Below are 21,510 nucleotides of genomic sequence, written 5' to 3'. Positions count from 1 at the left end.
TATGGAGAGGGATTTATGAAACAATTATATGGTGTAATCGGAAATCCAATTGGACATTCATTATCACCCGTTATGCATAACGATGCATTTGAACACTTGAATATGGATGCCCATTATCATGCGTTCCTTGTTGAAGAGGAATTGCTAGGGGAAGCAGTAAGAGGTTTAAAAGCATTAGGTATTTCAGGATTTAATGTAACAACTCCGCACAAGGTTGCTATTATGGAGTATTTGGATGAGATTGACCCATTGGCAAGGAAAATCGGTGCAGTAAATACAGTGGTTCATAAGGATGGAAGATTAATTGGCTATAACACAGACGGGATTGGTTTTGTTCGAGCGCTGCAGTCAATTAGTAATGAACCACTTCAAGGGAAACGTATTTTGTTACTTGGTTCAGGTGGTGCTAGCCGAGCTATTTATTTTTCTCTTGCTGATGTAGGTGTAAAAGAGATTGATGTAGCCAATCGTACAGTAGATAAGGCAAAGGAACTTATTGCTGCACGTACGGCCGATGTTAATTCTGTTGCTTTGTCGTTAGAAAAAGCGACAGAAGAACAAGGAAATTATGATATTATCATTCAGACGACAACGATAGGTATGCATCCACACGTAGAACATACGCCATTACAAATTTGTTCGTTAAAAAAAGGAACGATTGTATCAGATATAATTTATAATCCATTTGAAACGAAAATTTTATGTGAGGCAAAAGAGCAAGGTGCAATCATTCAAAATGGTATTGATATGTTTGTTTATCAAGGAGCACTTGCATTTGAAATGTGGACAGGACGCACGCCAAATATCGAGAGAATGAAACAATTAGTTATAGAAAAGCTTGGAGGCTAACATATATGTTAACAGGAAAACAAAAAAGATTTTTACGTGCACAAGCACATCATTTAACACCAATTTTTCAAGTAGGAAAAGGCGGAGTAAATGAAAATATGATTAAACAAATCGCAGATACTTTAGAAGCTCGTGAGTTATTTAAAGTAAGTGTATTACAAAACTGTGAATTTGATCGCCGTGAGGTTGCGGAAGAACTTGCAAAAGGTGCACGTGCTGAAATCGTTCAAGTAATTGGAAGCACAATCGTTTTATACAAAGAATCAAGAGAAAATAAACAAATTAAGCTTCCTCGATAAAAAGACTAGCATGCGCTATTTTTATCGTTTATGCGTAATGATGTAGAGAGCGAAACCAATTGAACTTTTATTAATAGCAACTCTCTTCATTCCTAACCGAGGAGAGTTGCTGTATGTAAAAGGAAGGGGCGTTTCTTTTGAGAAAAATTGGCATCATTGGCGGTACCTTTGATCCGCCTCACTATGGACATTTGCTAATTGCAAATGAAGTATATCACGCTTTGAACTTGGAAGAAGTATGGTTCTTGCCAAACCAGATTCCGCCACATAAACAAGGGCGGAATATTACAAGTGTAGAAAGTCGTTTACATATGTTAGAGCTCGCGACTGAGGCAGAAGAGCACTTTTCTATTTGTTTAGAAGAGCTAAGTAGGAAGGGCCCATCTTATACGTATGACACTATGTTACAATTGACGAAGAAGTATCCGGATGTGCAGTTTCACTTTATTATTGGTGGGGATATGGTTGAGTATTTACCGAAGTGGTATAACATTGAAGCTTTACTTAATCTTGTAACGTTTGTTGGAGTTGCAAGACCTGGGTATACATTGCATACACCATATAAGATTACTACAGTGGAAATTCCGGAATTTGCAGTTTCTTCATCCTTATTACGTGAGAGATATAAGGAGAAGAAAACGTGTAAATATTTACTTCCCGAAAAAGTACAGGTATATATCGAGAGGAATGGGTTGTATGAATCGTGAGAATGCACTGCATATTGTCAAACAACAAATGCATGAAAAACGTTATATACACACAATTGGTGTAATGGAGACAGCGATTGAGCTTGCTAAGTTATACGGTGTGGACGAAAAAAAAGCAGAGATGGCAGCTATATTCCATGATTATGCGAAATGTAGAGCAATTTCAGAGATGGAAGAGATTATTAAACGTGAAGATTTGCCGAAAGATTTACTTTGCTATAACAAAGAGTTATGGCATGCACCTGTTGGGGCATACTTAGTAGAAAAAGAAGTAGGTATTACGGATTCTGAAATTTTGCAAGCTATTACATATCATACAAGTGGTCATGAGAATATGACGATGTTAGATAAAGTGATTTATGTAGCTGATTACATTGAACCTGGGCGAAAGTTTCCAGGAGTGGAAGAGGCTCGTAAACTCGCATATACGGATATAAATCAAGCTTTATTATTTGCGTTAAAGAGAACAATTCAATTTTTAATGGAAAAAGATCAGACGATTTATCCATTAACATTCCAAACATACAATGCAGTTATCAAGGAGGAAATGAGTAAATGAACGATAAAGATTTATTAGTATTAGCGGCAAAAGCAGCTGATGATAAGAGAGCAGAAGATATGGTTGTCCTAAATATGCAAGGTATTTCACCAATTGCAGATTATTTCATTATTTGTCACGGAAATTCAGACAAACAAGTGCAAGCAATTGCACGTGAAATTAAATCAAAAGCACATGAGTTCCAAATCGACGTACAACGTATGGAAGGGTTTGACGAAGCACGTTGGGTATTAGTTGATCTTGGAGATGTAGTTGCTCATGTATTCCATAAAGATGAGCGTAATCACTATAATTTAGAGCGTCTATGGGGCGATGTGCCACGTGAAGATATTACAGAAGAGTTAGGCCAATGAAATACGAACAATTTGCATTGTTGTACGACGAACTAATGAATGATGTCCCTTATGATAAATGGGTGGAATTTACAGAGGAAAGTTTACAGCAGGCAGATGTGAAAGAGGCAAAAATTCTTGATGTAGCATGCGGTACAGGTAATGTAACCCTGCCGCTTGTGCAAAAGGGTTACGATTTAATAGGTGTCGATCTTTCAGAAGAAATGTTAACAGTCGCTCAGCAAAAACTAGGAGGAGAGGGATACTTTATTCCTTTTTATCAACAAGACATGCGAGAGCTTGATGTTCCAGGTGAGTTTGATTGTGTAACCATCTTTTGTGATTCATTAAATTATGTATTGCAAGAAGATGGAGTACAAGAAACATTTAGAAGAGTATTTCATCATTTACGTCAAGATGGTTTGTTTTTATTTGATGTACATTCTTTATATAAAATACATCATGTATTTCAAAATGAAACGTATACAGTGAATGGAGAAGAAATATCTCTTATTTGGAATTGCTTCCCTGGTGAAGAATCAAATAGTGTAGAGCATGATTTAACATTCTTTGTTCAAGATCCGGAAGAAGATGTGTACCATCGGTTTGACGAATGTCACGTGCAACGTGCATATCAAGTGGAAGAGTTAACGAAATGGCTTGAAGAAGCAGGTTTTACAGTGCTTCGTGTAACAGGTGATTTTGAGCGACTTGAAGTTACAGAACAAACAGAGCGTATTTTCTTCATGGCGAAGAAAAACGGATAAAACAAAAGCAACCGAGAAGGTTGCTTTTGTTTTATAAAGAAGATGTATTTTTAGTTCTAGCATAATCTGAAGATTGTATGCGTAAAGTGTGGGAATAGTAGTTGAAGTGAAAATGTATTGTAAAAAAGTAAGTATTTATAAAAAGGATTTGGAATGAAAATGACGTATTTATTATGTGTGTTTATTGAATTGCTGATCAACGCATTCTAAATCTTCATCAAATTTTTCATGTGTTCGCTCGATTAACTTATGGAACATATCTCCAACGTGCTCTTCTAAAACCCGAATGCCTTCCCCAGTAACGCCGCCTTTCACGCAAACCTTTTCTTGTAAGGTAGGTAATGTGAAGATTTCTTTTTCAAGTAATTTCCCCATCCCCACGACCATTTCACTTACTAAAGTAGTAGCCTCTTCGTGTGTAATATTTGTTTTATCTACAGCAGCGTTAATGAAGCATTGTAGTAAATAACTAAAGAAAGCAGGACCGCAACTTGCTATATCAGATGAAACGCGCGTTATATCTTCTTCTATTACAAGAGGTGTAGAAATGTTTTTGAATAGACGAAGTAGTTTTTGTTGCCATTCTTCAGAGCAATTATCTCCAAATGTAAATAGTGAGGCGCCAGAGAGCGCGCGATTTGTGATACTTGGAATGATACGCGCGACGTGGCAAGGTACGAGAGTCTCTAATTGTGATGGAGATATTGGACTTGTAATAGAAACTAAGCACGTTTCATCAGAAAAATGTTCAGCGTATTTTTTTAGGATAGGGTATATATCTATCGGCTTGACACAAATAAAAATAAGTTGTGATTGTTCGATTACTTCCGGGATTGTTTTTGCTATATGAACAGAAGGGTATTTTTCTTTTATATGATATGCTTTTGCAGGCGTCCGATTAATGATTGTAAGGCACGAAGGTTTGACAGCACGGGTTTCTAAAAATGCATCGATTAGTATATTCCCCATGTTTCCTGTCCCTATAATTCCTATGTTCAAAGTTTCATCCCTCCTTCGTAACAGCTTTCTCCTAAACAATATGAATGATGTTATAAATTTATGATTAGAGGTGTAAAATGATGTGGGATTTTCCGAAAAAGTGGTTAGGTTTAGTAGCTATTATTGGAACTTTACTTTTTCTTGTTTTTTGGAAAACGAATCAGAGTGTAGAACGAATGCCTATTACAATGAATGTACAAGAGAAGGAGATCGAAAAAAAGGGTAAACCGAAAATATCGGATACAAAGGAACAGAAAAGAACAATTATAATTGATGTGAAAGGAGCGGTTAGTAAAGAAGGGGTATATGAAATGAAGGAAGGAGATCGCGTAAAGGATGCGGTTCAAAAGGCTGGTGGTTTTTTATCAGAAGTAGATATGAAAAAAGTGAATTTAGCACAAATTGTACAAGATCAAATGCTTCTTTATATACCGAGTAAAAATGAATCAGAACAAGGGGTGCTTACTTCTTCTAAGGAAGATGGCAAGATTCGAATAAATACAGCGGCGAAAGAACAACTAGAAAAAATTACAGGGATTGGCTCTCGAAAGGCAGAAAGTATTTTGAAATATCGAGAAGAACATGGTCCGTTTCAGAAAATAGAAGATTTATTAGAGATTGATGGGATTGGTGCGAAGTCTCTTGAAAAGATAAAAGATCAAATTATTATTCCGTAAAAGATTGACGAAGTTTTTCTTCTTTCGCTACACTACAAGTAGACAAAAAAGTAGGTGAAAAATATGGAACGAATTTCATGGGATCAATATTTTATGACGCAAAGCCATCTACTATCTTTGCGTAGTACATGTACAAGGCTTGCGGTAGGAGCGACAATCGTTCGCGATAAACGAATTATTGCTGGTGGATATAATGGTTCAATTAAAGGTGGCGTACATTGTATAGATGATGGTTGTTACGTAATCGATAATCATTGTGTTCGGACAATTCATGCCGAAATGAATGCTTTATTACAATGTGCCAAGTTTGGTGCGAAAACAGAGGAAGCAGAAATTTACGTTACGCATTTCCCTTGTTTACAATGTTGTAAGGCAATTATTCAAAGTGGTATTACAGCGGTTTATTATGCGCAGGATTATAAAAATCATCCATACGCCATAGAGTTATTTGAACAAGCAAATGTAACAGTGAAACACGTTCCGCTAGAATATGATATTGCTGCATTAGAGGATCAAAAACGTTATACAGAGTTGAAAGAATTATTTGTGTCTTTAGAAAAAGATAATTTATCAATGGAAGAATTACAGCATGTATTCACGAAAGCAAAAATGATGCTATAAGGAGTGAGTATAAGTTGCAAGAACAATGGGGGTATGTTGCAATCTCGTTTATAATAGGGATTGCAATTGCCTTTTCCTCGTCACTTTTATTGATAGTTTTTTGCCTCTTTTTAAATGTTTTCTTCTGTTTATATCGCACTTCGCGTAAAACCTTCATTTTTTGTATTGTAGCGTGCTTTAGTAGCGTTATATACACTTCCTATGTTCAAGTATGGAATAAGCCTCTAGGGAAGCCCTATGCAGTTACAAGAGGGGTTATACAAAACACACCGCTTGTTAATGGGGATCGCCTATCTTTTCAATTTGAAGATCAGAATAAAAATATAGTGCAGTTAAGTTATAGAATAAAATCAGCTTTGGAAAAGAAAAAAATGCAACAATTATACGCAGGGATATCATGTGTATTCGAGGGTGAGAGGAAAGAACCGGAAACAGCTCGGAATTTTCATGGTTTTAATTACCGTGATTATTTATACAAGCAACATATTCATTTCACATTTGAGGCTACATATATTTCTGAATGCTATAAAACATCACTGTCGCTCACGCAATGGATTCTTCTTTTAAGGCAACAAGCAATCTCGAAAGTTACAGAAATGTTTCCAGAGCAATCAGGTGCTTTTATGAATGCATTACTCTTTGGTGATAGACAACAAATGACGTTTGAAGTGGAAGAGCAATATCAACAATTTGGTCTTGTACATTTGTTAGCAATTTCAGGTTCACACATTGTATTGTTGATGGTGATAGTATATTTTATTTTGCTAAGAAGCGGTGCGACGAGGGAGGTAGCAACAATTTGCCTTATCATTTGTATTCCTTTGTATATGGTTTTAGCAGGGGCTTCACCCTCTGTTATAAGAGCTTCTATAACAGGGGTTTTGATGTTGATTGCTTTTATGTGCTCGATTCGTTTATCTAGTTTAGATGCTTTAAGTGTAACAGCTATATGTATGCTTATATATGACCCTTATCTTGTTTTTAATATTGGATTTCAGTTTTCTTTTGTAGGTAGCTTCGCTTTACTTTTGTCTGCTCCGTTATTGTTAGGGAGTAGCAACGGAGTAATCCGAAATTCTATTTATATTTCTATCATTTCACAGCTCGTTAGTACTCCGATTTTGTTATATCACTTTGGTTATTTTTCTCCATATAGCATTCTCCTCAATCTCTTATACGTTCCGTTTTTATCTATCATTGTATTACCATGTAGCATTATTATTTTACTGTGTATGCCAATTGTCCCGTTTCTTGCAAAAGGATTTGCGGATGTATTATCAGTAGGCTTGAGTATGTCTAATGATTTTCTAAGTTATTGTGAAAGTTTACCATTTACCCAGCTTATCTTCGGGGAAACGCCCTTCAATCTTGTAGCTGTATATTGCGCGAGTATTGTCAGTATATTGATGGTTTGGGAAAGAAGAGCGCCGAAAAAAATGGTTTGTATAGTTGCGAGTGTATTTATTTTTATTAGCACATGTCATTATGTATATCCATATTTTAGAGGAAGCGGAAGTGTAACATTTATTGATGTTGGACAAGGTGATGCAATATTAATTCGCCTTCCGTATGATAAAGGGATTTATCTTATTGATACAGGTGGAACGCTTCGTGTGAATAAGGAAGAATGGCAACAAAAAAAGCATGAATTTTCTGTTGGGAATGATGTTTTAATACCCTTTTTACAAAAAGAAGGTATTAAAACAATTGATAAATTAATCGTAACGCATGGAGATGCAGATCATATAGGTGCTGCGCAAGAATTATTATCATATATACCTGTAAAAGAAGTGGTATTTGGCCGAAAGGGAAAAGATGCAGTATTAGAAAAAGTAGTCAAGAAACAGGCATTAGAAAAGGAAATGAAAATAACTGAAGTGGGGGAAGGGGCGAGTTGGAGTGTAAATGAAGCGGAATTTTTCGTTTTAGCTCCAAAAGGAAAAGAAAAAAGCGAAAATAACGCTTCAATTGTAATATGGGCAAAATTTGGAGGGTTGAAGTGGCTATTTACAGGCGATTTGGAAGAAGAAGGGGAAAAGATTTTAGTAGAGGCATATCCAGATTTACAAGTGGATGTTTTAAAAGTTGCTCATCATGGGAGTAATACGTCATCTATAGAGCCTTTTTTGAACGTCATACAGCCTCGTGTAGCGATTATATCTGTTGGTAAGCAGAATAGGTATGGACACCCGCATAAAGAAGTGATAGAGCGTTTTGAGAAGATGGGGAGTGCGATATGGCGCACGGATAAGCAAGGTGCTATTTCCTATGTTTTTAAAGGGAAAAATGGAACCTTTAAAAGTAAAATCACATATGATAAAACACATAATAGATGAAAAAGAGAAGACTGCCATGAAGTGGCAGTCTTTAAGAACCGATAAATTTAATAACAGTTGCAATGATGAAAAGTGTTGCGAAAAAACCAAATGAGACGATAAATCCTACCCCTGAATCAATAGCGTCATTGCGTTTACTTTGAACGTTTTGTTCAAAATCATTCATTTAGAATCCCTCCCCAACATTCCACTTTAGTATAAAATATTGTCAGAAAAAAATCTACAATTTCCATATGAAGAGAAAACGAGCTTTTTTGCTACTTTTAAATCATGAAGTAATGTGAGTTTTTCGTTTCCAAGCATGTTAACAGTTGGCACTTATACTCAAATTTTTATTGCGAATAATAAAGGGAAGGTGATTACCGCACACCAATAAGAAACCCGGGGCTTATTGCGTGGCGTTTAATATAAATAAAGGGACGGGTTATAAAGCCTGTTCCTTTGTACTTGTAAAACAAAAGCTAGGGCATTAGTATAAATATATATTGCCAAGTTAGGGAGTAGGAAAAAGTATGAGTGATATACATAAAAAAATTAAAAAGAAACAGTTTGCTCCGTTATATTTACTATATGGAACGGAAGCTTTTTTTATAAATGAAACGATAAAGCTTATTACAACAGAAGCACTTGAAGAAGAAGATCGAGAGTTTAATGTTGTGACATACGATTTAGAAGAAGCGTATTTAGAAGATGTGGTTGAGGATGCGCGTACGCTTCCTTTCTTCGGAGAACGGAAAGTGCTGTTAATAAAGTCACCGCTATTTTTGACCTCGCAAAAAGAAAAGTTAGAGCAAAATATAAAGATTTTAGAAGAATACATTGGTGAACCTTCTCCATTTTCTATTCTTGTTTTTGTTGCGCCTTACGAAAAACTTGATGAGCGAAAAAAAATTACAAAACTATTAAAGAAAACAGCAGATGTAGTAGAAGCAAATGCGATGCAAGTGCAGGATGTTCAGAAGTGGATTGTTGCTCGTGCAGATGAAGTACATGTGCATATTGATAACGCGGCTGTTAGTTTGTTGTTAGAGCTTGTGGGAAGTAATGTAACAATGTTGGCGAAGGAAATGGACAAGTTAACGTTATACGTTGGTATGGGTGGAGAGATTACGACGAAACTTGTTGCAGAGCTTGTGCCAAAATCCGTTGAGCAAAATGTATTCGCTTTGACAGAAAAAGTGGTGAAAAAAGATATTGCAGGTGCAATGCAAATTTTGGATGGATTATTTACGCAGCAGGAAGAGCCGATTAAATTGCTTGCGTTATTAGTGAGTCAATTCCGCTTGTTGTATCAAGTGAAAGAGCTACAGCAACGTGGTTATGGACAAAATCAAATTGCGTCTCATATTGGTGTACATCCGTATCGCGTGAAGTTGGCAATGAATCAAACGAAGTTTTTCTCTTTTGAAGAATTAAAAAAAGTGATTATAGAATTAGCGGAAGCTGATTATAGTATGAAGACGGGAAAGATGGATAAGAAACTTGTGCTCGAGTTTTTCTTAATGCGATTAAATCATATGTGATGACACAAAAAAGTTCATGTACTTAGTACATGAACTTTTTTGTATATAAAAAAACGATCCAAATGGATCGTTTTTTAAACGCCTTACGCGTTTACTTGTTTCGCTAAGCGAGATTTTTGACGAGCTGCAGCGTTTTGGTGGATAAGACCTTTACGAGCTGCTTTGTCAAGTTTTTTAGAAGCAGTTTTGAAAGCTTCTTTAGCATTTTCAAGATCGTTATTAGTAACTAAAGCTTCAACAGTTTTAACAGCAGAACGCATGTCAGACTTGATAGAAGCGTTATGTGCACGACGCTCTTCGCTAAGTTTAGCGCGTTTGATAGCAGATTTGATGTTTGCCATACTTTTCACCTCCCTGGTGCAATCGAATGACTCGATTCTTACATAGAACAAGTGATATTCTATCAAACGGTGAAGAGAATTGCAATAGTATATCCATGAAATTTCACGTAAAGGAAAGAATGACCTTATATAACTTTGGGAAATCTAACGATATTTACTATGAATTACGGAGGAGATACGATGAAAGAACCATTAGATTTAAGTAAATATAGCATTAGAACTGACCTTGCTGTAGAAGCCCATCAAATGTTGCAAGAAAGCCAAGAAGAACAAAAAGGGATACAGGGAGTTATTGTAAAAGAGAGAGAAGAAGAGGGTACTATAATTACAAAAGTAACAATTGATGAAGCTGCCTCTGAAGCGATGGGTAAAAAGCCTGGAAATTATTTAACGCTTGAAGTTCAAGGTATACGTCAGCAAGATACAGAACTTCAACAAAAAGTGGAGCGTATTTTTGCAAAAGAATTTTCTAATTTCTTAGAAGAGGTTGGCGTTACAAAAGAAGCAAGCTGTTTAATTGTAGGTCTTGGGAATTGGAATGTAACACCAGATGCTCTTGGACCGATAGTTGTAGAAAATGTATTAGTAACGAGACATTTGTTTCAATTACAGCCTGAAAGTGTAGAAGAAGGATTTAGGCCTGTTAGTGCAATTCGGCCGGGGGTAATGGGAATTACAGGGATTGAAACGAGCGATGTTATTTATGGGATTATTGAGAAGACGAACCCGGACTTTGTAATTGCGATTGACGCATTAGCTGCCCGTTCTATTGAACGAGTAAATAGCACGATACAAATTTCTGATACTGGAATTCATCCCGGATCGGGGGTTGGGAATAAACGTAAAGAACTAAGTAAAGAAACATTGGGTATCCCTGTAATCGCGATTGGTGTTCCGACTGTGGTCGATGCTGTTTCGATTACAAGTGATACGATTGATTTTATTTTGAAACATTTCGGCCGAGAGATGAAAGAAGGAAATAAACCTTCACGCTCTTTGTTACCAGCGGGATTTTCATTTGGAGAAAAGAAAAAATTAACAGAAGAAGATATGCCGGATGAAAAGAGCAGAAATATGTTTTTAGGTGCTGTTGGTACGTTGGAAGAAGAAGAAAAAAGAAGGCTGATTTATGAAGTGCTATCTCCTCTTGGTCATAATTTAATGGTAACCCCAAAAGAAGTAGATACTTTTATTGAGGATATGGCGAATGTAATAGCGAGTGGTTTAAATGCGGCGCTGCATCATCAAATTGATCAAGATAATACGGGAGCATATACACATTGAGGGGAACAGATGATTATCGTTTGAGTCGCTTTACGCTTTTGTGTATATGTAGTGTGGCTTTATGTTTACTTATGATGATAGCAGGAGTGGCACTTGCTAATCATGGTTTGAAAAGTATGAAAGGCTATCAGCAACTGTCATATGAACAAATAGCTCATATGACAGGGACAGAAAGTACAGGTGCTGAATCAGAAATTTTGGGTAGCTCGTTTTCGGCCTCAGAAAAACAACAACAGTTAGAACGTTTAAGAAGTTTTAATGTTGTAGAAGGAATTGGGATGGCAGTAGCAAGTGTAGCTTATGAAATGACGAAGTTCGGAACGGATATCGTTGTTGGGAAAATAAAAGGAATTTTTAGCTAAGAGTAACATGGGAGGCGGTTGTTTTACTGGTTTGTAAGACAGCCGTTTTAAAATTTGAAAAGGGTTTGTCTCTTATGGTTTATTCGCATAAGATATAGATAGAATGATTTGTATCGTAAGCAGCACGAGTTTTCATTGAATCTTTGTTGCTCTATTGATATAATCAGTGCTAGTGTATATTGGCGAGACTATTAGGAGTTGAGAACATAGATGAATAAAGAAGAAAGAGCAAAAAGACAGTCCAAAATTCGTAATTTCTCTATTATTGCTCATATTGACCACGGAAAATCAACGTTAGCAGACCGTATTTTAGAGAAAACAAACGCGTTAACACAACGTGAAATGAAAGCTCAGTTGCTTGACTCTATGGATTTAGAGCGTGAGCGTGGTATTACAATCAAATTAAACGCAGTACAATTAAACTATAAAGCAAAAGATGGTGAAGAGTATATTCTTCATTTAATTGATACACCAGGACACGTCGACTTTACGTACGAAGTATCTCGTAGTTTAGCGGCTTGTGAAGGCGCGATTCTTGTAGTAGATGCAGCGCAAGGTATTGAAGCGCAAACGTTAGCAAACGTATACTTAGCGCTTGATAATAATTTAGAAATTTTACCAGTTATTAATAAAATCGACTTACCGAGTGCGGATCCAGAACGTGTACGTCAAGAGGTAGAAGATGTAATTGGTTTAGATGCATCAGAAGCGGTACTTGCTTCTGCGAAAGCTGGAATTGGTATTGAGGAAATTTTAGAACAAATTGTTGAAAAAGTACCAGCTCCGACGGGTGATTCAGAAGAGCCGTTACAATGTATGATTTTCGACTCTTTATATGATCCGTACCGCGGTGTAATTGCTTATATCCGTGTTGTAAATGGAACAGTAAAAGTTGGCGATAAAGTACGTATGATGGCAACGGGTAAAGAATTTGAAGTAACAGAAGTAGGTGTATTTACACCGAAAACTACGCAACGTGACGAGTTAACAGTAGGTGATGTAGGTTTCTTAGCAGCATCGATTAAAAATGTTGGTGACACACGCGTTGGTGATACGATTACACATGCGAAACGTCCAGCTGCAGAGCCGTTAGCAGGTTACCGTAAGTTAAACCCGATGGTATTCTGTGGTCTGTATCCAATTGACTCTGCTCGTTATAACGATTTACGTGATGCATTAGAAAAATTAGAGTTAAACGATTCTGCTCTTGAGTTTGAACCAGAAACATCTCAAGCGCTAGGATTTGGTTTCCGTTGTGGTTTCTTAGGACTTCTTCACATGGAAATCATTCAAGAACGTATTGAACGTGAATTTAAGATTGACTTAATTACAACAGCGCCAAGCGTTATTTATAAAGTTTATTTAACTAACGGTGAAGATGTTATTGTTGATAACCCATCTAATATGCCAGATCCACAGTCTATCGATCGTGTAGAAGAGCCGTTTGTGAAGGCTTCAATTATGGTTCCGAATGACTATGTTGGAGCTGTAATGGAGATTTGCCAAGGTAAACGTGGAACGTTTATTGATATGCAATATTTAGATGAAACGCGTGTTACATTAACATATGAAATCCCGTTATCAGAAATCGTATATGACTTCTTTGATCAATTGAAATCAAATACGAAAGGGTATGCATCATTTGACTACGAGTTAATTGGCTATAAACCATCTAAACTTGTGAAAATGGATATTCTTTTAAATAATGAACAAGTGGATGCTTTATCATTTATCGTACACCGTGATTCAGCGTATGACCGTGGTAAAGTAATCGTAGAGAAATTAAAAGAATTAATTCCGAGACAACAGTTCGAAGTGCCAATTCAGGCGACTATCGGAAATAAAGTTGTAGCACGTTCTACAATTAAAGCGATGCGTAAAAACGTACTTGCAAAATGTTACGGCGGTGACATTTCTCGTAAGCGTAAACTTCTTGATAAGCAAAAAGAAGGTAAAAAACGTATGAAGTCTGTTGGCTCTGTAGAAGTACCGCAAGAGGCATTCATGGCTGTGCTGAAAATGGATGACAACTAATATTTGAAATAAAAAAGAAGTCGTTTGTGCGGCTTCTTTTTTCTGTATAATTACTTTTTAGACATCTGAGCAGCTCTCATTTACAATAATGAGAGAGCTTTTTAGTTCATATAGAGTTAGGAGATTGTTAATGTCCGAAAATATTCGAAAAGATATTCAAGATAAAATACAAAATGGTAATTTTAATTGTGAAAAGGAATTGACGCTTTCTATTATTAGTGGAAAGTGGAAAGTTGTGATACTGTGGCATCTTGGTGTGGAAGGGCCGCATCGTTTCAGTGAATTACAACGGTTATTCCCAAGCATTTCTCATAAAGTTTTGTCGAACCAATTAAAAGAGTTAATGGAAGATGGGATTGTTGATCGGACAGTATATCCCGAAATTCCTCCTCGCGTTGAGTATTATATGACGGAACTAGGCATGTCACTTTTACCGATCGTTGAAATGATGTATGATTGGGGAAAAATGCGAATGGAACAAATTCGTAATACGTTAGAGAAGTAGAGAACCCTCCGGAGTGCGGAGGTTTTCTTTTTAGAAAGGTAGGAGTTATATTTGGTACAAGCTGCATATATTCATATTCCGTTTTGTCAGCACATTTGTCACTATTGTGATTTTAATAAAGTGTTTATTGAACGCCAACCGGTTGATCAATATTTAGATTATTTAGAGAAGGAAATAATAAATACGGTTCAAAAAGTTCCGTTTGATAGTATGAAAACGATTTTTGTGGGCGGGGGAACTCCGACAGCGTTAAATATGGAGCAGACAAAAAAATTACTCGAGATTATTAATCGTCATTTGCGTCCGTTCGCCCCGAATTGTGAATTAACATTTGAAGCGAATCCAGGAGATCTACCGAAAGAGAAGTTGAATGTACTGCTAGAAGGTGGAGTGAATCGAATTAGTTTTGGTGTGCAAACGTTCCGTGATGAACTGCTTGAGAAAATTGGGCGCAAGCATACGAGGGAAGATGCATTCCTAGCGATTCGAGAAGCACAGGAAGTTGGCTTTAAAAATATTAATGTAGATATTATTTATGCTTTGCCAGGACAGACGATAGAAGATGTAAAAGAAACATTAGATATTGCTTTTACGCTTGGTGTACAACATTTCTCGGCATATTCATTAATTGTGGAACCAAAAACAGTGTTTTATAACTTAATGAACAAAGGGAAATTGCGTCTTCCGGGTGAAGACCATGAAGCGAAAATGTATGAAATAGTAATGGATGAAATGGAGAAACACGGTTATAACCAGTATGAAATTAGTAATTTCTCAAAAGGTGACAATAAAAGTAGACATAATCTCACATACTGGAATAATGAAGAGTATTATGGATTTGGAGCTGGAGCTCATAGTTATGTGAACGGGGAACGTATTCAAAATGTAGGTCCCCTGAAGCAATATTTTAATAAAATTGATGAAACAGGATTTCCATATTTAGATGTTCACAAAGTGACGGAGAAAGAAAGAATGGAAGAAGAGCTGTTCTTAGGGCTTCGAAAAACAAAAGGTGTTTCTAAAACGGCGTTCCGCAATAAATTTAATGTAGAGATGGATCAAGTTTTCGCGAAGCAGTTACAAAGCAACCAAGAGAAGGGATTGCTTGAAGAGGAAGATGGACATGTGCGTTTAACGCGAAAAGGAAAATTATTAGGGAATGAAGTATTCCAATCATTTTTGATTGACTAATTAAATGTTCCATAGGCGTGAAAAAGTTTCATTATTTCGTGACGTTTCCGTTGACAATTGAATGTCAATTTTGGTAAGTTATTAATAGATTTAGCACTCAAAGACAAAGAGTGCTAACAGAGGTGATGATGAGATGCTTACGGAACGTCAGCTCTTAATTTTACAAACAATTATTGATGACTTTATTGGATCAGCGCAGCCCGTTGGGTCTAGAACGTTGGCTAAAAAAGATGAAATTACATTTAGTTCAGCTACTATTCGAAATGAAATGGCGGACTTAGAAGAATTAGGTTTTATTGAAAAAACGCACAGTTCTTCTGGACGTGTTCCTTCTGAGAAAGGTTACCGATTTTATGTAGACCATCTTTTAGCGCCGCAAAACTTACCGAACGCTGAAATTGTACAAATTAAAGATTTATTTGCCGAAAGAATTTTTGAAGCGGAAAAAATTGCACAGCAATCTGCTCAAATTTTATCAGAACTTACGAATTATACGGCCATTGTTCTTGGACCGAAGTTAAGTACAAATAAACTTAAAAATGTACAAATTGTGCCGCTTGATCGTCAAACTGCAGTCGCTATTATTGTAACCGATACAGGGCATGTACAAAGTAAAACGATTACCGTTCCGGAATCTGTTGATTTATCAGATTTAGAAAAAATGGTTAATATTTTAAATGAAAAGCTATCTGGCGTACCGATGGAAGAACTTCATAATAAAATCTTTAAAGAGATTGTTACAGTTTTACGTGGGTATGTTCATAATTACGATAGTGCAATAAAAATGTTGGATGGTACATTTCAAGTTCCTTTATCGGAAAAGATATACTTTGGAGGAAAAGCAAATATGCTTTCGCAGCCAGAGTTCCATGACATTCAAAAGGTTAGATCTTTACTTACCATGATTGATAATGAAGCCGAATTTTATGACATTTTACGTCATAAACAAGTCGGGATTCAAGTGAAAATTGGTAGGGAAAACTCTTCGACGGCTATGGAGGATTGTAGTTTAATTTCTGCAACATATTCAATCGGCGAAGAGCAACTTGGAACAATTGCTATTTTAGGTCCTACGAGAATGCAATACTCTCGTGTAATTAGTTTGTTACAGTTATTTACGAGACAATTTACTGATGGGCTTAAAAAGTAAATGAGAGTAATACATTCGCTCAAGTGATGAAATTTTCATTGCTGTGTGTAATATATAATGCTTAGGTAATCATGCTATGCATGATACCTAATACCTTTTAAGGAGGTGAATATTGTGGAAGAGCGTAACGAACAAGTGGTAGAAGAAGTAAAAGAAGCGCAAGTTGAAGAAGCTGTCACGCCAGAAAACAGTGAAGAAACTGTAGAAGAAAAAAGTGAGGCTGCTCTTTTACAAGAAAAAGTAGATGAGTTACAAGCGAAACTAACGGAAACGGAAGGTCGCACATTACGTCTACAAGCTGATTTTGAAAATTATAAGCGCCGTGTCCAAATGGATAAACAGGCTGCTGAAAAATATAGAGCACAAAGTCTAGTTTCAGACATCTTGCCAGCTCTTGATAATTTTGAAAGAGCAATGCAAGTGGAAGCGACTGATGAGCAAACGAAATCCTTGTTACAAGGTATGGAAATGGTGCATCGTCAATTGTTAGAAGCGCTGACTAAAGAAGGTGTGGAAGTGATTGAAGCTGTTGGTAAACAGTTTGATCCTAATGAACACCAAGCTATTATGCAAGTGGAAGATAGTGAATTTGAATCAAACGCGGTTGTGGAAGAATTCCAAAAAGGTTATAAATTAAAAGACCGTGTGATTCGCCCATCAATGGTAAAAGTAAATCAATAATTTACATAAAACTAGGAGGATTCGCCATGAGTAAAATTATCGGTATTGACTTAGGTACAACAAACTCTTGTGTAGCTGTTATGGAAGGTGGAGAACCAAAGGTTATCCCAAATCCAGAAGGAAACCGTACAACACCTTCTGTTGTAGCTTTCAAAAATGAAGAACGTCAAGTTGGGGAAGTTGCAAAGCGCCAAGCAATTACAAACCCAAATACAATCATGTCTGTTAAACGTCATATGGGTACAGACTACAAAGTAGAAGTTGAAGGTAAAGATTATACACCTCAAGAAATTTCTGCAATCATTTTACAAAATTTAAAAGCTTCTGCTGAAGCATACTTAGGTGAAACAGTAACGAAAGCTGTTATTACAGTACCTGCATACTTCAACGATGCAGAGCGTCAAGCAACGAAAGATGCTGGTCGTATCGCTGGTTTAGAAGTTGAGCGTATCATTAACGAGCCAACAGCAGCAGCACTTGCTTACGGTTTAGAAAAACAAGACGAAGAACAAAAAATCTTAGTATATGACTTAGGTGGCGGTACATTTGACGTATCTATCCTTGAGTTAGCAGACGGCACATTCGAAGTTATTTCAACTGCTGGTGACAACCGTCTTGGTGGCGATGACTTTGACCAAGTTATCATCGATCACTTAGTAGCTGAGTTCAAAAAAGAAAATAACATTGATTTAAGCCAAGATAAAATGGCGCTTCAACGCTTGAAAGATGCAGCTGAAAAAGCGAAAAAAGATCTTTCTGGTGTAACACAAACTCAAATTTCATTACCATTCATTAGTGCTGGAGCTGCTGGTCCATTACACTTAGAATTAACGTTAACAAGAGCGAAATTCGAAGAGCTTTCAGCAGGTCTTGTTGAAAGAACATTAGAGCCAACTCGTCGTGCATTAAAAGACGCTGGTTTTGCTCCAAGCGAATTAGATAAAGTTATTCTTGTTGGTGGATCTACTCGTATCCCAGCTGTACAAGAAGCTATTAAACGTGAAACTGGTAAAGAGCCATATAAAGGTGTAAACCCTGATGAAGTTGTAGCATTAGGTGCTGCAGTTCAAGGTGGCGTACTTACTGGTGATGTAGAAGGCGTTCTATTATTAGACGTAACTCCACTTTCTTTAGGTATTGAAACTATGGGTGGCGTGTTCACGAAATTAATCGAGCGTAACACTACAATTCCAACAAGTAAGTCACAAGTATTCTCGACAGCTGCTGATAATCAACCAGCAGTAGACATTCACGTATTACAAGGTGAGCGTCCGATGTCAGCTGACAACAAAACGTTAGGTCGTTTCCAATTAACTGACCTTCCACCAGCACCACGTGGTATTCCACAAATCGAAGTAACATTCGATATTGATGCGAACGGTATCGTTAACGTACGTGCGAAAGACTTAGGAACAAGCAAAGAGCAAGCTATTACAATCCAATCTTCTTCAGGTCTTTCTGATGAAGAAGTAGAACGTATGGTACAAGAAGCGGAAGCAAATGCTGACGCTGACCAAAAACGTAAGGAAGAAGTTGAACTTCGTAATGAAGCTGACCAACTTGTATTCCAAACAGACAAAGTTGTAAAAGATTTAGAAGGTAAAGTAGATGCAGCTGAAGTTGCAAAAGCAACAGAAGCGAAAGAAGCATTACAAGCTGCAATCGAGAAAAACGAGCTTGAAGAAATTCGTGCGAAAAAAGATGCTTTACAAGAAATCGTACAACAATTAACTGTTAAATTATACGAGCAAGCTCAAGCAGCTGCTGGTCAAGCAGAAGGTGCGCAAGGTGCACAAGACGCTAGCGCGAAGAAAGACAATGTAGTTGATGCTGAGTTTGAAGAAGTAAAAGAAGACAAGTAATTCAACTGTAAACATAATAAGTAAGATGACAAAAAGTCAAAGTCAAGCGTGCCTTGACTTTGGCTTTTTTCACGAATGAGAAGCGATGTGTGAGGATCTTAAGTTTTTCGCTTTGCATACTGTAAGTGAGGAAACTTTGTTGCAAAGCACTTTCTTTCGGTGTTAAAATTACGTTTATGTGAAAGATTCGGGGGTTGTAAATTTATGAGTAAACGAGACTATTATGAGGTCCTTGGACTTAGCAAGGGCGCTTCAACAGATGAAATAAAAAAAGCGTATCGTCGTTTGGCTAAAAAATACCATCCAGACGTAAGCAAAGAAGAAAATGCAATTGAAAAGTTTAAAGAAGTACAAGAAGCATACGAAGTGTTAAGTGATGATCAAAAGCGTGCGCAGTACGATCAATTTGGTCATGCTGGTGCAAATCAAGGATTCGGTGGATTTGGCGGCGGAGGAGACTTCGGCGGTGGCTTCGGTTTTGAAGATATATTTAGTTCTTTCTTTGGCGGTGGCGGCGGCAGACGTCGTGATCCAAATGCTCCGCGCCAAGGCGCTGACTTACAATATCAAGTCACTTTAGATTTTGAAGAAGCTATTTTTGGTAAGGAATTAAATGTGGAAATTCCAGTAGAAGATCCATGTGATACTTGTAAAGGTAGTGGAGCAAAACCAGGAACTTCAAAAGAAACATGTAAACATTGTTCAGGTTCTGGTCAAGTGAGTGTTGAACAAAACACACCGTTTGGTCGTATCGTAAACCGTCAAGCTTGTGGTCATTGTTCAGGAACTGGACAAATTATTAAAGAAAAATGTACGACATGTCACGGTTCAGGTAAAGTTCGTAAACGTAAAAAAATTAATGTTAAAATTCCAGCGGGTATTGATAATGGTCAACAAATTCGTGTGTCTGGAAAAGGTGAAGCCGGCGTAAATGGCGGACCAGCAGGAGACTTATATGTTGTTGTTCATGTAAGAAATCATGAATTCTTCGAGCGTGAAGGAGACCACATTATTTGCGAAATGCCATTAACATTTGCACAAATGGCACTTGGTGCTGAAGTGGAAGTCCCTACTGTTCATGGTAAAGTGAAGCTGAAAATCCCAGCAGGAACACAAACTGGAACAGAGTTCCGCTTAAAAGGAAAAGGTGCTCCGAACGTACGTGGATACGGTCAAGGAGATCAATATGTAGTCGTTCGTGTTGTTGTACCGACGAAATTGACTTCACAGCAAAAAGATTTATTACGTGAATTTGCAGGACAAGAAGAGCAGGATGATAGTTTATTCGGAAAGCTTAAACGTGCTTTCAAAGGGGAATAATGGAAATAAAAAATGGAGTTGGTAAATTGTGAAATGGTCAGAAATTAGTATTCATACAACAGAAGAAGCAGTAGAAGCTGTCTCTCATATTTTACATGAAGCTGGTGCTAGCGGAGTTGCGATTGAGGATCCAGCGGAGTTAACGAAAGAGCGCGAGCAACAATATGGTGAAATTTATGCATTGAATCCAGATGAATATCCGGCGGAAGGTGTATTAATAAAAGCATATTTCCCGCAAACCGATTCTTTACATGAAACGATTGCAGGTGTAAAATCATCTATTGATGTGCTTCCATCTTACGACATCGAAATTGGTACTGGAAATATTACCGTTAACGAAGTCAATGAAGAAGATTGGGCTACTGCTTGGAAAAAATATTACCATCCAGTACAAATTTCTGATACATTCACAATCGTACCGACTTGGGAAGAATATACACCATCTTCTCCTGATGAAAAAATCATTGAATTAGACCCGGGTATGGCGTTTGGTACAGGAACTCATCCAACAACAACGATGTGTATCCGTGCTTTAGAAAAAACAGTACAGCCAGGTGACGCTATTATTGATGTAGGAACAGGTTCTGGTGTACTTAGTATTGCAGCAGCAAAATTAGGTGCGTCTTCTGTTCAAGCGTATGATTTAGATCCGGTTGCGGTTGAAAGTGCAGAAATGAATGTACGTTTAAATAAAACAGATGATATCGTGTCTGTTGGACAAAATAGTCTTTTAGAAGGTATTGAAGGTCCTGTTGATTTAATCGTAGCTAACTTATTAGCAGAAATTATTCTATTATTCCCTGAAGATGCAGCAAGAGTTGTGAAGTCAGGTGGATTATTTATTACATCGGGCATTATTGCTGCGAAGGAAAAAGTAATTTCTGAGGCGCTAGAAAAAGCTGGATTTACAATTGAAGAAGTGTTACGAATGGAAGATTGGGTAGCAATTATTGCACGAAATGCGTAATATAGATTTTAGTCTATAATGAAAAGGGGAGTCTCTCACTATAAGGTGAGGGACTTGCCGTTTGTTATATGAAAAATGATAACGTTTCGTTCTTTTCGTAAGTGTTGACTTACGAAAGGAACGAAACTCTACTAAGGTGATTAT

Annotated in this window: 23 protein-coding genes; 20 read left to right on the top strand and 3 right to left on the bottom strand. The window is 37.1% G+C overall.

All coding sequences use genetic code 11. The features are described 5' to 3' along the window. Positions 1–15 precede the first annotated feature (15 nt). The 6 genes from aroE to ACTFSL_RS13090 all read left to right on the top strand — a co-directional run bounded on the left by aroE (position 16) and on the right by ACTFSL_RS13090 (position 3,513). The gene (aroE, locus tag ACTFSL_RS13115; protein WP_000812076.1) at positions 16–849 is read left to right on the top strand and encodes a shikimate dehydrogenase; all 834 of its coding nucleotides are present in this window, start codon (positions 16–18) and stop codon (positions 847–849) included. A 5-nt stretch (positions 850–854) separates the two neighbouring features. After that, positions 855–1,148, top strand: a complete 294-nt coding sequence (yhbY, locus tag ACTFSL_RS13110; protein ID WP_000955224.1) for a ribosome assembly RNA-binding protein YhbY — start codon at positions 855–857, stop codon at positions 1,146–1,148. Positions 1,149–1,285: 137 nt separating this feature from the next. Then, positions 1,286–1,855, top strand: a complete 570-nt coding sequence (nadD, locus tag ACTFSL_RS13105; RefSeq protein WP_001226048.1) for a nicotinate-nucleotide adenylyltransferase — start codon at positions 1,286–1,288, stop codon at positions 1,853–1,855. Then, on the top strand, positions 1,845–2,414 hold the full coding sequence (gene yqeK, locus ACTFSL_RS13100) for a bis(5'-nucleosyl)-tetraphosphatase (symmetrical) YqeK (protein WP_001078477.1): 570 nt from the start codon (positions 1,845–1,847) through the stop codon (positions 2,412–2,414). Before nadD ends, yqeK begins: the two co-directional genes overlap by 11 nt. After that, complete coding sequence (gene rsfS / locus ACTFSL_RS13095; RefSeq protein ID WP_000998173.1) at positions 2,411–2,767, top strand: ribosome silencing factor; 357 nt, start codon at positions 2,411–2,413, stop codon at positions 2,765–2,767. Before yqeK ends, rsfS begins: the two co-directional genes overlap by 4 nt. Next, positions 2,764–3,513 (top strand): methyltransferase domain-containing protein, encoded by a 750-nt coding sequence (locus ACTFSL_RS13090; RefSeq protein WP_440041822.1) that lies wholly within the window; start codon positions 2,764–2,766, stop codon positions 3,511–3,513. Before rsfS ends, ACTFSL_RS13090 begins: the two co-directional genes overlap by 4 nt. 171 nt (positions 3,514–3,684) lie before the next feature. On the opposite strand, the gene comER is transcribed toward ACTFSL_RS13090, so the two are convergent. After that, on the bottom strand, positions 3,685–4,512 hold the full coding sequence (gene comER, locus ACTFSL_RS13085; RefSeq protein ID WP_001020554.1) for a late competence protein ComER: 828 nt from the start codon (positions 4,510–4,512) through the stop codon (positions 3,685–3,687). Positions 4,513–4,589: 77 nt separating this feature from the next. On the opposite strand from comER, the gene ACTFSL_RS13080 reads away from it, so the two are divergent. From ACTFSL_RS13080 to ACTFSL_RS13070, 3 genes are all read left to right on the top strand, one after another. Further along, positions 4,590–5,189, top strand: a complete 600-nt coding sequence (locus ACTFSL_RS13080) for a helix-hairpin-helix domain-containing protein (RefSeq protein WP_000989932.1) — start codon at positions 4,590–4,592, stop codon at positions 5,187–5,189. A gap of 63 nt (positions 5,190–5,252) precedes the next feature. Next, a complete protein-coding gene (locus tag ACTFSL_RS13075) occupies positions 5,253–5,810 on the top strand; it encodes a ComE operon protein 2 (RefSeq protein ID WP_000439770.1) in 558 nt (185 codons plus the stop codon). A 14-nt stretch (positions 5,811–5,824) separates the two neighbouring features. After that, positions 5,825–8,146, top strand: a complete 2,322-nt coding sequence (locus ACTFSL_RS13070) for a DNA internalization-related competence protein ComEC/Rec2 (RefSeq protein ID WP_440041821.1) — start codon at positions 5,825–5,827, stop codon at positions 8,144–8,146. 31 nt (positions 8,147–8,177) lie between these two features. Here ACTFSL_RS13070 and ACTFSL_RS13065 read toward each other — a convergent pair whose 3' ends face one another. Then, positions 8,178–8,312 (bottom strand): YqzM family protein, encoded by a 135-nt coding sequence (locus ACTFSL_RS13065; protein WP_000997609.1) that lies wholly within the window; start codon positions 8,310–8,312, stop codon positions 8,178–8,180. A 346-nt stretch (positions 8,313–8,658) separates the two neighbouring features. Between ACTFSL_RS13065 and holA the strand changes: the two genes are divergently transcribed. Beyond that, positions 8,659–9,669, top strand: a complete 1,011-nt coding sequence (gene holA / locus ACTFSL_RS13060) for a DNA polymerase III subunit delta (RefSeq protein ID WP_001279923.1) — start codon at positions 8,659–8,661, stop codon at positions 9,667–9,669. A gap of 83 nt (positions 9,670–9,752) precedes the next feature. Here holA and rpsT read toward each other — a convergent pair whose 3' ends face one another. Beyond that, positions 9,753–10,010, bottom strand: coding sequence for a 30S ribosomal protein S20 (rpsT, locus tag ACTFSL_RS13055; protein ID WP_001274011.1), 258 nt, complete (start codon positions 10,008–10,010; stop codon positions 9,753–9,755). Positions 10,011–10,190: 180 nt separating this feature from the next. On the opposite strand from rpsT, the gene gpr reads away from it, so the two are divergent. From gpr to prmA, 10 genes are all read left to right on the top strand, one after another. Further along, a complete protein-coding gene (gene gpr / locus ACTFSL_RS13050) occupies positions 10,191–11,294 on the top strand; it encodes a GPR endopeptidase (RefSeq protein WP_440041820.1) in 1,104 nt (367 codons plus the stop codon). After that, complete coding sequence (locus ACTFSL_RS13045) at positions 11,291–11,656, top strand: YqxA family protein (protein WP_001215037.1); 366 nt, start codon at positions 11,291–11,293, stop codon at positions 11,654–11,656. The genes gpr and ACTFSL_RS13045 overlap by 4 nt, the downstream gene beginning before the upstream one ends. A gap of 210 nt (positions 11,657–11,866) precedes the next feature. Further along, the gene (lepA, locus tag ACTFSL_RS13040) at positions 11,867–13,690 is read left to right on the top strand and encodes an elongation factor 4 (protein WP_193410389.1); all 1,824 of its coding nucleotides are present in this window, start codon (positions 11,867–11,869) and stop codon (positions 13,688–13,690) included. A gap of 130 nt (positions 13,691–13,820) precedes the next feature. Next, entirely contained in the window at positions 13,821–14,195 is a 375-nt protein-coding gene (locus ACTFSL_RS13035) for a winged helix-turn-helix transcriptional regulator (protein WP_001293539.1), read from the top strand. Between the two features lie 51 nt (positions 14,196–14,246). Next, a complete protein-coding gene (gene hemW, locus ACTFSL_RS13030) occupies positions 14,247–15,386 on the top strand; it encodes a radical SAM family heme chaperone HemW (RefSeq protein ID WP_065222845.1) in 1,140 nt (379 codons plus the stop codon). 133 nt (positions 15,387–15,519) lie between these two features. Then, positions 15,520–16,536, top strand: coding sequence for a heat-inducible transcriptional repressor HrcA (hrcA, locus tag ACTFSL_RS13025; protein WP_000954941.1), 1,017 nt, complete (start codon positions 15,520–15,522; stop codon positions 16,534–16,536). A gap of 114 nt (positions 16,537–16,650) precedes the next feature. Beyond that, positions 16,651–17,217, top strand: coding sequence for a nucleotide exchange factor GrpE (grpE, locus tag ACTFSL_RS13020; RefSeq protein WP_000392711.1), 567 nt, complete (start codon positions 16,651–16,653; stop codon positions 17,215–17,217). Between the two features lie 26 nt (positions 17,218–17,243). Then, a complete protein-coding gene (dnaK, locus tag ACTFSL_RS13015; RefSeq protein ID WP_136363637.1) occupies positions 17,244–19,079 on the top strand; it encodes a chaperone protein DnaK in 1,836 nt (611 codons plus the stop codon). 204 nt (positions 19,080–19,283) lie between these two features. Then, complete coding sequence (gene dnaJ / locus ACTFSL_RS13010) at positions 19,284–20,399, top strand: chaperone protein DnaJ (protein WP_000043946.1); 1,116 nt, start codon at positions 19,284–19,286, stop codon at positions 20,397–20,399. A gap of 28 nt (positions 20,400–20,427) precedes the next feature. Further along, entirely contained in the window at positions 20,428–21,366 is a 939-nt protein-coding gene (prmA, locus tag ACTFSL_RS13005; RefSeq protein WP_000872097.1) for a 50S ribosomal protein L11 methyltransferase, read from the top strand. Positions 21,367–21,510 lie beyond the last annotated feature (144 nt).

Source organism: Bacillus cereus group sp. MYBK108-1, from assembly GCF_051917185.1.
GTDB classification, from domain to species: Bacteria; Bacillota; Bacilli; order Bacillales; family Bacillaceae_G; genus Bacillus_A; species Bacillus_A cereus.
This window is presented reverse-complemented; position numbering and strand designations above follow the sequence as displayed.